The sequence below is a fragment of the Streptomyces sp. NPDC107528 genome, assembly GCF_055639295.1.
On the sequence record NZ_JBVKAV010000006.1, the window covers coordinates 565,880 to 576,327 of the forward strand.

Below are 10,448 nucleotides of genomic sequence, written 5' to 3' on the forward strand. Positions count from 1 at the left end.
ACCGCGTTCTGAAGGGGAAGACATGGGAGATCACGCCGCCGCGCCGAAAGAACCGCGGCATCTGCGCCCAGCCGCCAACGAAACATCGGTGGCCTTCGACGCCCTGGACCGGCAGATCCTCGAACTGCTCCAGACCGACGGCCGGATCAAGCTGAGCGAGCTGGGCCGCCGGGTGCGCCTGAGCCCGGCAGCCGTCACCGAGCGCGTACGACGGCTGGAGACGGCCGGCGCGATCACCGGGTACGGCGCCCATGTCGCCGCCGCCCGGCTCGGCTACGGCATCCAGGCCTTCATCCGGGTCAACCCGCACGGCGGCTACACCCTCAGACACCCCCGCACCCTCGAACTGCTCGACCGCCCGGAGATCACCGAGGTCCACCACGTCGTCGGCGAGGACTGCTGGATCCTCAAGGTCGCCGTCGAGGACACCGCCCACCTGGAGGAGATCCTCGAACAGACCTCGGCGCTGGGCCGTACGACGACGTCGATCGTGCTGTCCTCCCCGGTGCGCAGAAAGCCTCTCCTGCCACGGTTGCCCTGACGTCGGCGTCAAGGATTACGTTCGTACGCATGCGAATCGGCGAGCTGGCCGCGCGGGCCGGGACCACGACGCGCACGTTGCGCTACTACGAGTCGCGGGGGCTGCTGCCCGCGCGACGGGGCGGCAACGGCTATCGGACGTACGACGAGAACGACCTGAAGCTGCTGCGGCAGATCAGGACGTTGCAGGACTTCGGGTTCGACCTGGAGGAGACCCGGCCCTTCGTGGAGTGCCTGCGGGCCGGGCACCCGGAGGGCGACTCGTGTCCCGCCTCGCTCGCGGTCTACCGGCGCAAGCTGGACGAGCTCGACGCCCTGATCGGCGAGTTGCAGGCCGTGCGGGCCAAGATCGGGCTGCGGCTGGCGATGGCCGAGGGGGAACCACCGTTGTGCGAACTGGGAGGGCAGGAGCTGTGATCAAGGCGGCGGGCGTGGCCGAGGTGACGGACGCGGACTTCGAGGCGGAGGTGATCGGGGCGGAGCTGCCGGTGCTGGTGGAGTTCACCGCGGACTGGTGTCCGCCGTGCCGGCAGATGGGGCCGGTGCTCACGGCCCTGGCCGCGGAGGAGGGGCAGCGGCTGAAGGTGGTGCAGCTGGACGTGGACACCAACCCGCTGACCACGAACGCCTACAGGGTGCTTTCCATGCCGACGTTCATGGTGTTCCGCGCCGGTGAACCGGTGAAGTCGATGGTGGGCGCGCGGCCCAAGCGGCGGCTGCTGGAGGAGCTCGCCGACGTGCTGTGATTCCGTCCCGAACACAAGAAATCCCCCGAGCAATTGCGCTCGGGGGATTTCTTTCGTATTTAATGGTTCGCGACTTCAGTGGAATTGAGTCGCGGAGAAGTTCAGTGAGCACAGTATATCCGGGCGGGAGCTGAATTGTCAAACACCGAATTTCAAGACGGTGAAATGCGGCAGGAGCAGGAATTCATCGACAGCCTGTACGCACGCGTCGACCTGCTGCGCGGCGACACCGAGGACTCCGTCACGGACGCGCTCGGCCAGGGCAACACGCCGATGCAGGCCCGCCTGGAGCGGGACATCCTGGTCGCCGAGCGCTCGGGGCTGCTCGCCGCACTGAACGCCGTGGACGGTTCGCTCTGCTTCGGCCGGATCGACCTGGCCTCGGGCACCACCCACCACATCGGCCGGATCGGCCTGCGCACCGACGACGCCGAGCGCACGCCGATCCTCATCGACTGGCGGGCCGACGTCGCCCGCCCCTTCTACCTGGCCACCGGCCACACCCCGATGGGGCTCAGGCGCCGCCGGCACATCACCACCAGCGGCCGTACGGTGTCCGCCCTGCACGACGAGATCCTCGACCTGGGGGACCAGGAGCGGACCGGCCACGAGGACCCGAGCGGCGACGCCGTCCTGCTCGCCGCGCTCAACACCGCGCGCACCGGCCGTATGAACGACATCGTGCAGACCATCCAGGCCGAACAGGACGAGATCATCCGGGCACCGCACCGCGGGGTCCTGGTGGTGGAGGGCGGTCCGGGCACCGGCAAGACGGCGGTCGCCCTGCACCGCGCCGCGTATCTCCTCTACGAGCACCGCGAGCTGCTCGCCAAGCGCGCGGTCCTGATCGTCGGCCCCAACCCCGCATTCCTCGGCTACATCGGCGAGGTCCTGCCCTCGCTGGGCGAGACGGGCGTGCTGCTCGCCACCGTCGGCGAACTGTTCCCCGGCGTGCGGGCGACGGCGAACGACACCCGGGAGGCGGCCGCGGTGAAGGGCCGCGCCGACATGGCGGACGTGCTCGCCGAGGTCGTACAGGACTGGCAGGCGCTGCCCGACCCGGTCATCGCGATCGAGCACGACCGCGAGATCCTCATGCTCGACGACGGCCTGGTGAAGGTGGCGCGTGAGAAGGCCCGCGCCGCGCGGCTTCCGCACAACGCGGCACGCGAGCACTTCGAGGGCCACATCCTCAACACCCTCACCGAGCTGTACGCCGAGCGGGTCGGGACGGACCCCTTCGACGGGACGAATCTGCTGGACCCGAGCGATATCACGCAGATCCGTGACGACATCGCCGAGAACCCCGAAGTCTGGGCCGCCATCGACCAGTTGTGGCCGCGACTGACCCCGCAGCGACTGGTCGCGGACTTCCTCGCCGACCCCGTGGGCTACCTTCCCGACGAGGACGTCGCCGCGATCCGCCGGCCCGTGACACGGGCGTGGACGGTGGCGGACGTACCGCTGCTCGACGAGGCGGCCGAACTGCTCGGCGAGGACGACCGGGTGAAGCGGGCGCTGGCCGAGCGGGAGCGGGAGACACAGGTCGCCTACGCGCAGGGCGTGCTGGACGTCTCGTACGCCTCGCGCACCTACGAGTTCGAGGACAAGGACGAGGAGGACTCCGAGATCCTTTCCGCGCACGACATCATCGACGCCGAACGGTTCGCCGAGCGCCACGAGGAGGACGACCACCGCAGCGCCGCCGAGCGCGCGGCGGCCGACCGCACCTGGGCGTTCGGGCACATCATCGTCGACGAGGCGCAGGAGCTGTCGCCGATGGCCTGGCGGCTGCTCATGCGGCGCAGCCCGACCCGCTCGATGACGCTGGTCGGCGACCCCGCCCAGACGGCGGAGGCGGCGGGCGTGGGCTCCTGGTCCAAGATCCTGTCCCCCTACGTCGAGGACCGCTGGGACCACACCCGCCTCGGCGTCAACTACCGCACCCCCGCCGAGATCATGGAGCTGGCCGCGGCGGTCGTACGCGCGGAGCACCCCGGCTTCGAGCCGCCGAGTTCCGTACGGTCCACAGGCGTACGTCCCTGGATCCGCGCCACCGACGACCTGCCCGGCGCCGTCGCCAAGGCGGTCGCCGAACTCACCCCCGCCGAGGGCCGCCTCGCCGTCATCGCCCCACGCGACCTGCACCGGTCGCTGGCAGCCCGTCTGGACGGCATCACGGCCGGCACCGAACCCGACCTGACACGGACGGTCGTCCTCCTCGACCCCCGCCAGGCGAAGGGCCTGGAGTTCGACTCGGTCCTGGTCGTCGAGCCGGGGCTGTACGGCACGAGCGACCTGTACGTGGCCCTGACCCGGGCGACCCAGCGGCTGGGGGTGCTGCACACGGGGTCGCTGCCGCCGGGCTTGGCCGAGGGCGTGCCGGCGTCGGGGTGACCGCCCCTGGGGGCTGCCGCCCCCAGACCCCCGCTTCGGCCCTGAACGGGGCTCGCCCTCAAACGCCGGACGGGCTGGTTGTTGTGGACCGGCGCTGATGGCCGGCCCGTCCGGCGTTTGAGGAGCGGGGGCGGAGAACTAGGCGGGCCGCAGCCATACCGTCGCCAGCGGTGGCAGCGTCAGCCGGATGCTGGCCGCCCGCCCGTGCCACCCCTGCGGCTCGGGCTTGACCGGGTCGGGGTTGGTGACGTCGCCGCCGCCATACCGCGCCGCGTCCGTGTTGAGCGCCTCGTGCCACGCAGGCACGTCGTCCGGCACCCCCAGCCGGTACTCGTGCCGCACGACCGGCGACAGATTCGACACCGCCAGCAGCGGAGCCCCCTCCGCGTCATAGCGCAGGAACGCGAGCACGTTGTCGTCGGCGGCGTCTCCCACCACCCACTGGAACCCGGCGGGGTCGGCGTCCCGCTGCCACAGGGCCGGCGTGTGCCGGTACACCGTGTTCAGGTCGCGGACCAGGTCCCGCACCCCGCGATGGTCAGGCTCCGCCCCGTACGCCGGATCGAGCAGCCACCAGTCCGGCCCGTGCGCCTCCGACCACTCCGCACCCTGGGCGAACTCCTGCCCCATGAAGAGCAGTTGCTTGCCCGGGTGGGCCCACATGAAGCCCAGGTACGCGCGGTGGTTGGCGCGCTGCTGCCACCAGTCGCCCGGCATCTTCGAGACCAGCGACCGCTTGCCGTGCACGACCTCGTCGTGGGAGATGGGCAGCACGTAGTTCTCGCTGTAGGCGTACACCATCGAGAACGTCATCTCGTTGTGGTGGTACTTGCGGTGCACGGGCTCCTTCGCCATGTACTCCAGCGAGTCGTGCATCCAGCCCATGTTCCACTTCAGCCCGAAGCCGAGACCCCCGAAGCCACCCGGCCCCGCCACGTGCGTCGGGCGCGTCACGCCGTCCCAGGCCGTGGACTCCTCCGCGATCGTCACGACTCCCGGCACCCGCCGGTACACCGTCGCGTTCATCTCCTGGAGGAACGCCACCGCGTCCAGGTTCTCCCGCCCGCCGTGCTCGTTCGGGACCCACTGCCCCGGCTCGCGCGAGTAGTCGAGGTAGAGCATGGAGGCGACGGCGTCGACCCGCAGCCCGTCGATGTGGAACTCCTCGCACCAGTAAATCGCGTTGGCGACAAGGAAGTTGCGCACCTCGCGCCGGCCGAAGTCGAACTCCAGGGTGCCCCAGTCGGGGTGGGCGGATCGCAGCGGATCCTCGTGCTCGTACAGCGGACGCCCGTCGAACTCGGCGAGCGCCCAGTCGTCGCGCGGGAAGTGCGCCGGGACCCAGTCCATCAGGACGCCGATGCCGGCCTGGTGGAGGGAGTCCACCAGGTACTTGAAGTCGTCAGGGGTGCCGAGCCGGGCCGTGGGCGCGTAGAAGCCGGTGACCTGGTAGCCCCAGGAGCCGCCGAAGGGGTGCTCGGCGACCGGCATCAGCTCTACGTGGGTGAAGCCCAGGTCCTTGACGTACGCGGGCAGCTGCTCGGCGAGTTGCCGGTACGTCAGTCCCGGTCGCCAGGAGGCCAGATGGACCTCGTAGACCGACAACGGCGCCTCGTGCGTCGGCACCGACCCGCGCCGCTCCAGCCACTGCGCGTCGCCCCACTCGTGCTGCGAGGCGTACACGATCGACGACGTGTGGGGCGGGGTCTCCGTCCGGCGGGCCAGCGGGTCGGCGCGCAGGGTCTTCGAACCGTCGGGCCGGGTGATCTCGAACTTGTACAGCTCGCCCTCGCCGATGCCCGGCACGAAAAGCTCCCACACGCCCGTACCGCCGAGCGAGCGCATGGGATATCCCGTGCCGTCCCAGAAGTTGAAGGTGCCGGCCAGCGACACACCCCGCGCGTTCGGCGCCCACACCGTGAACCGGGTGCCGGTCACGCCCTGGTGGGTCATCGGCTCGGCGCCGAGCGCCTTCCACAGCTCCTCGTGCCGGCCCTCGCCGATCAGATGCAGGTCGAGCTCGCCCAGCGCGGGCAGGAAACGGTACGCGTCCTCGGTCTCCTGCACCGAGTCCTCGTACCCGACCAGGAACTGGTAGCCCGCCGGCACCTCCAGAAGCGGCAGCAGCCCGGAGAAGAACCCCTCCCCGTCGTCGTGCAGCTCGGCCCGCAGGCTGTCCACGACGACGGCCACCGAGAGGGCGTACGGCCTGAAGGCGCGGAAGGCGACACCGCCGGGCACCGGATGTGCGCCGAGGACGGAGTGCGGGGCGTGGTGGGTGCCGGTGAGGAGGCGGTCGCGGTCGGCGGCGTCGAGGGCGGGGGACACGGCCACGTCCGCGGGGGAGGCCGGTAGTTCGACGGGGACCGCCTTTTGGGCGGGGATCTTCTTGGGCGCCGTCTTCTGGGCGGGAATCCTCTTGGCGGAGGCCTTCTTCCCCGCCGTGCTCTTCGACGTGGTCGTGCTCTTCGCGGCGGTGGTCTTCGCGCCCGCCTTCTTGGCCACGGCTTTCTTGGCGACGGCCTTCTTATCGGTCGCCTTCTTTGCCGGGGCCTCCTTCGCGGCCGTCTTCTTCGCCGGGACCTTCTTCGCCGTCGTCTTCTTGGCAGCCGCCTTCTTCGCCGCGTCCGTCCTGGCCGCGGTGGCCTTCTTCGTCGTCCCCTTCCTCATGGCGTCCGCGGCCTTCTCGGCGGCATTGGCCGTCTTCGCGGTCGCCTTCTTCGCGACGCTCGTCTTCTCGGCGGCCTGCTCCTGGGCCTTCTCCACGGCCGGCTTCTCAGCCGTCTTCTTTGAATCCGAACCGCTGGAGGGAGTGGTGCGGGGGGTCACGGGCGGGGCCTCCTAGGCGAAGGTGGGGAAGAGGGGATGGGGGAGATGGAGGGGGTGGCGGGGATGGCGGAAGGCGAGGTGTCTGCGCCCGCGGCCAGTCGGCTTATGGCGGACAGCGGTACCGGGAGCCAGTCGGGGCGGTGACGGGCCTCGTAGACGACCTCGTAGATCGCCTTGTCGGTCTCGTACGCACGCAGCAGCACCGGATCGGTCCGCGGATCGGCGCCGCTGACCTGTGCGTATCCGGAGCAGTAGGCGGCCCGGCAGGTGTCGGCCCAGCCTCGTACCGACGGGTCGGCCGAGTGGGCCGCGTAGTCGAAGGAACGCAGCATGCCCGCGACGTCCCGCACCGGCGGCTGTGGCATCCGCCGTTCGGCCAGCGGCTTCGACGGCTCGCCCTCGAAGTCGATCAGCCACCACTGCCCGCTGGGCGAGCGCAGGCACTGTCCGAGATGCAGGTCGCCGTGGATGCGCTGGGCGGTCCAGGTGCAGCCCTCGGCGGCGAGACCGGCCAGCGCCTCGAAGGCGGAGCGCAGGCCGGGCGCGTACGGCCGCAACGCGGGCACCGCCTGCGCTGCCGCGTCGAGCCGCTCGACCATCCCGTCGACCAGCTGCTGCACCTGCGTGTGCCCGAGGGTGACGGTCGGCAGCGTGCGGGCCAGTGCGGTGTGCACCTCGGCGGTCGCGCGCCCGAGCGCCCGTGCCGCGGACGCGAAGTCCTCGCCCTTGGCCAGCTCGCGCAGCGCCAGCTCCCAGCCGTCCGCGGCGCCCTGCACGAAGGGCTGCAGCACGCCCAGCACATACGCCTCGTCCGCCGGTGCTCCGGCAGGTGCCAGCTCCGCCCGGATCCACGCCGTCGGCGCGGGCACCCGGTCGCAACCCTCGCGGGCCAGCGCCAACGGAAGCTCCAAATCGGGGTTGACGCCGGGCACGACCCGGCGCAACAGCTTCAGGATGAACGTATCGCCGTAGACGACCGACGAGTTCGACTGTTCGGAGGTGACCAGGCGCGGCACCAGACCGGACCGGATCTCCTGGCTGTCGTCCCGCTCGAAGCGCAGTCCGCCGATGCGGGCTCCGGTGCGCAGCGCCTCAAGGAGGAGCTCGGTGGGACGGGTGTCGTACAGGGCGTCGTACACCGTGCGTCCGGCGAGCGGGCCGTCGGCCACGTGTCCGATCAGCGCGGGCGCCAGCCGGGGCGGCAGGGCCTCGCGCTCGCCTATCAACAGCTGGTAGCAGTCGGCGGGCTGCCCGGGCGCGCCCGGCACCGGCGCGATGGCCTGGTGAGCGCGCACGAGCAGGTGGTACAGGCCCAGCTTGCCGCCGGGCGGAAGCAGTTCGGTGGCCGCCACCAGTGAGAACCCGGTGACCGGACGGCCCTTGCCCGCGAACCAGCGCTGCCGTGGCAGCCACTCCCGCAGCAGGGGATCCAGCGAGGCGAGAAGACCTGGTGAGGTCGTGAGGGTGCGGGTGACGGCTTTCGACATGGCGTCACGTCCTTTCCCCGGGCCGGGCGGGGTGGTTACTGATGCGTGCCCCGGGCGGGGCGGGGGAAACCGCCCCGCCCGGGCTCTCAGGCGGCGTCCTTGCGCAACCGGAACCAGTAGAAGCCGTGGCCTCCGAGGGTCAGCAAGTACGGCAGTTCACCGATGGCCGGGAATCGCACCCCGCCGAACAGCTCGACCGGATGCCGCCCGTTGAACCGGCGCAGATCCAGCTCCGTCGGCTGCGCGAACCGCGAGAAGTTGTTCACGCACAGCACGAGATCGTCCTCGTATTCGCGCAGGAAGGCGATCACGGCCGGATTCGACGACTGGAGTTCCGTGTAGGAGCCGAGTCCGAAGGCAGGATTCTGCTTGCGGATCTCGATCATGCGGCGGGTCCAGTGCAGGAGAGAGGACGGCGAGGACATGGACGCCTCGACGTTCGTCACCTGGTAGCCGTGGACGGGATCCATGATGGTCGGCAGATACAGCCGTCCCGGGTCGCACGAAGAGAATCCCGCATTGCGGTCCGGCGTCCACTGCATGGGAGTACGCACGGCGTCGCGGTCGCCGAGCCAGATGTTGTCGCCCATGCCGATCTCGTCGCCGTAGTACAGGATCGGCGAGCCGGGGAGCGACAGCAGCAGGGCGGTGAACAGCTCGATCTGATTGCGGTCGTTGTCCAACAGGGGCGCCAGCCGGCGCCGGATTCCGATGTTGGCGCGCATGCGGGGGTCCTTGGCGTACTCCGCCCACATGTAGTCGCGTTCCTCGTCGGTGACCATTTCCAGGGTCAGCTCGTCGTGGTTGCGCAGGAAGATGCCCCACTGGCAGCCGGACGGGATGGCCGGGGTCTTGGCGAGGATTTCGGAGACGGGGTAGCGGGATTCCCGGCGCACCGCCATGAAGATCCGCGGCATCACCGGGAAATGGAAGGCCATGTGGCACTCGTCGCCACCGCCGGCGTAGTCGCCGAAGTAGTCGACGACGTCCTCCGGCCACTGGTTGGCCTCCGCGAGCAGCACCGTGTCCGGGTAGTGGGCGTCGATCTCCTTGCGCACTCGCTTGAGGAGTTCGTGCGTCGCGGGAAGGTTCTCGCAGTTCGTTCCCTCCTCCGCGTACAGATACGGCACCGCGTCCAGCCGGAATCCGTCGATTCCCAGGTCCAGCCAGAATTTCAGCGCCGAGAGGATCTCCTCCTGGACGGCCGGGTTCTCGTAGTTCAGGTCCGGCTGGTGGGAGAAGAAGCGGTGGAAGAAGTACTGCTTGCGGACCGGGTCGAAGGTCCAGTTGGAGGCCTCGGTGTCGACGAAGATGATGCGGGCGTCGGCGTACTGCTTGTCGTCGTCGGCCCACATGTAGTAGTCGCCGTAGGGGCCGTCGGGGTCGCTTCTGGATTCCTGGAACCACGGGTGCTGGTCGCTGGTGTGGTTCATGACGAAGTCGATGATGACCCGCATGCCGCGCTGGTGGGCGGAGTCGACGAATTCGACGAAGTCGGCGAGGTCTCCGAATTCGGGGAGGACGGAGGTGTAGTCGGAGACGTCGTATCCGCCGTCGCGCAGGGGTGATTTGAAGAAGGGCGGCAGCCACAGGCAGTCGACGCCGAGCCATTGCAGGTAGTCGAGTTTGGCGGTGAGGCCTTTGAGGTCGCCGACGCCGTCGCCGTTGCTGTCCTGGAAGGAGCGGACCAGGACCTCGTAGAAGACGGCGCGTTTGAACCAATCCGGGTCACGGTCCTTGGCAGGAGTGTCCTCGAAGGTGTCCTGAACGGGCTCGTTGACGATCATGTTGTGGGTGACCCTCCGATCTGCGGGGTGGACGGTCGCAGGACGGTGAGGATGTGCGCGGGACGAGTGCCCGGTTCGAGACGCACGTAATTCGCCCTGCCCCAGTGATAGGTCTCGCCGGTGAGCTCGTCGCGCACCGGCACCGACTCGTGCCAGTCCAGGCCGAGTTGCGGCATGTCCAACGAGACCGTCGCCTCCTGGGTGTGGTGCGGGTCGAGGTTGGCGACCACCAGAACCGTGTTCGATCCGCTGCGCTTCGAGTACGCGATCACCGCTTCCTGGTCCGCGTGGTGGAAGTGGAGGTCGCGCAACTGCCGCAGGGCCGGATTCGCCCGCCGGACGGCGTTGAGCTGGGTGAGCAGGGGGGTGATGGTGCGGCCCGCGCGCTCGGCCGCCTCCCAGTCGCGAGGACGGAGCTGGTACTTCTCCGAGTTCAGATACTCCTCGCTGCCCTTGCGCACAGGGGTGTTCTCGCAGAGCTCGTAGCCGCTGTAGATGCCCCAGGTGGGGGAGAGGGTGGCGGCCAGGACGGCGCGGAGTTCGAAGGCGGGCCTGCCCCCCTCCTGAAGGAATTCGTGCAGGATGTCGGGGGTGTTGGCGAAGAAGTTGGGCCGCATGTAGGAGGCCGCTTCGCCGGAGAGTTCGGTGAGGTACTCGGTGAG

Annotated in this window: 7 protein-coding genes and 1 pseudogene; 4 read left to right on the forward strand and 4 right to left on the reverse strand. The window is 69.7% G+C overall.

Features of this window, described 5'->3' with window-relative positions:
* The first annotated feature begins 22 nt into the window (after positions 1 to 22).
* The 4 genes from ACZ7L5_RS22380 to ACZ7L5_RS22395 all read left to right on the forward strand — a co-directional run bounded on the left by ACZ7L5_RS22380 (position 23) and on the right by ACZ7L5_RS22395 (position 3,683).
* Positions 23 to 541 carry an Lrp/AsnC family transcriptional regulator gene (locus ACZ7L5_RS22380; protein WP_471518462.1) on the forward strand — a complete coding sequence of 173 codons (519 nt, stop codon included), beginning with the start codon at positions 23 to 25 and terminating at the stop codon, positions 539 to 541.
* Between the two features lie 29 nt (positions 542 to 570).
* Entirely contained in the window at positions 571 to 957 is a 387-nt protein-coding gene (locus ACZ7L5_RS22385; protein ID WP_471518463.1) for a MerR family transcriptional regulator, read from the forward strand.
* A 14-nt stretch (positions 958 to 971) separates the two neighbouring features.
* The gene (locus ACZ7L5_RS22390; RefSeq protein ID WP_471518481.1) at positions 972 to 1,286 is read left to right on the forward strand and encodes a thioredoxin family protein; all 315 of its coding nucleotides are present in this window, start codon (positions 972 to 974) and stop codon (positions 1,284 to 1,286) included.
* A gap of 165 nt (positions 1,287 to 1,451) precedes the next feature.
* On the forward strand, positions 1,452 to 3,683 hold the full coding sequence (locus ACZ7L5_RS22395) for a HelD family protein (RefSeq protein ID WP_471518464.1): 2,232 nt from the start codon (positions 1,452 to 1,454) through the stop codon (positions 3,681 to 3,683).
* Positions 3,684 to 3,821: 138 nt separating this feature from the next.
* Here the strand turns inward: ACZ7L5_RS22395 and glgB are convergent, their stop codons facing one another.
* From glgB to ACZ7L5_RS22415, 4 genes and pseudogenes are all read right to left on the reverse strand, one after another.
* Positions 3,822 to 6,512 carry a 1,4-alpha-glucan branching enzyme gene (gene glgB, locus ACZ7L5_RS22400; protein WP_471518465.1) on the reverse strand — a complete coding sequence of 897 codons (2,691 nt, stop codon included), beginning with the start codon at positions 6,510 to 6,512 and terminating at the stop codon, positions 3,822 to 3,824.
* Positions 6,509 to 7,999 carry a maltokinase N-terminal cap-like domain-containing protein gene (locus tag ACZ7L5_RS22405; RefSeq protein WP_471518466.1) on the reverse strand — a complete coding sequence of 497 codons (1,491 nt, stop codon included), beginning with the start codon at positions 7,997 to 7,999 and terminating at the stop codon, positions 6,509 to 6,511. The genes glgB and ACZ7L5_RS22405 overlap by 4 nt, the downstream gene beginning before the upstream one ends.
* An 86-nt stretch (positions 8,000 to 8,085) precedes the next feature.
* On the reverse strand, positions 8,086 to 9,786 hold the full coding sequence (gene treS, locus ACZ7L5_RS22410) for a maltose alpha-D-glucosyltransferase (protein ID WP_328879226.1): 1,701 nt from the start codon (positions 9,784 to 9,786) through the stop codon (positions 8,086 to 8,088).
* Positions 9,783 to 10,448, reverse strand: a pseudogene (locus tag ACZ7L5_RS22415) (alpha-1,4-glucan--maltose-1-phosphate maltosyltransferase); the annotation flags it as partial. The gene treS and the pseudogene ACZ7L5_RS22415, both read right to left, overlap by 4 nt.

Bases quoted from the DNA above. Each gene is read 5' to 3' on its own strand.
- treS (WP_328879226.1), bottom strand. From the start codon at position 9,786: ATGATCGTCAACGAGCCCGTTCAGGACACCTTCGAGGACACTCCTGCC.
- ACZ7L5_RS22380 (WP_471518462.1), top strand. From the start codon at position 23: ATGGGAGATCACGCCGCCGCGCCGAAAGAACCGCGGCATCTGCGCCCA.
- ACZ7L5_RS22385 (WP_471518463.1), top strand. From the start codon at position 571: ATGCGAATCGGCGAGCTGGCCGCGCGGGCCGGGACCACGACGCGCACG.
- ACZ7L5_RS22405 (WP_471518466.1), bottom strand. From the start codon at position 7,999: ATGTCGAAAGCCGTCACCCGCACCCTCACGACCTCACCAGGTCTTCTC.
- ACZ7L5_RS22395 (WP_471518464.1), top strand. From the start codon at position 1,452: ATGCGGCAGGAGCAGGAATTCATCGACAGCCTGTACGCACGCGTCGAC.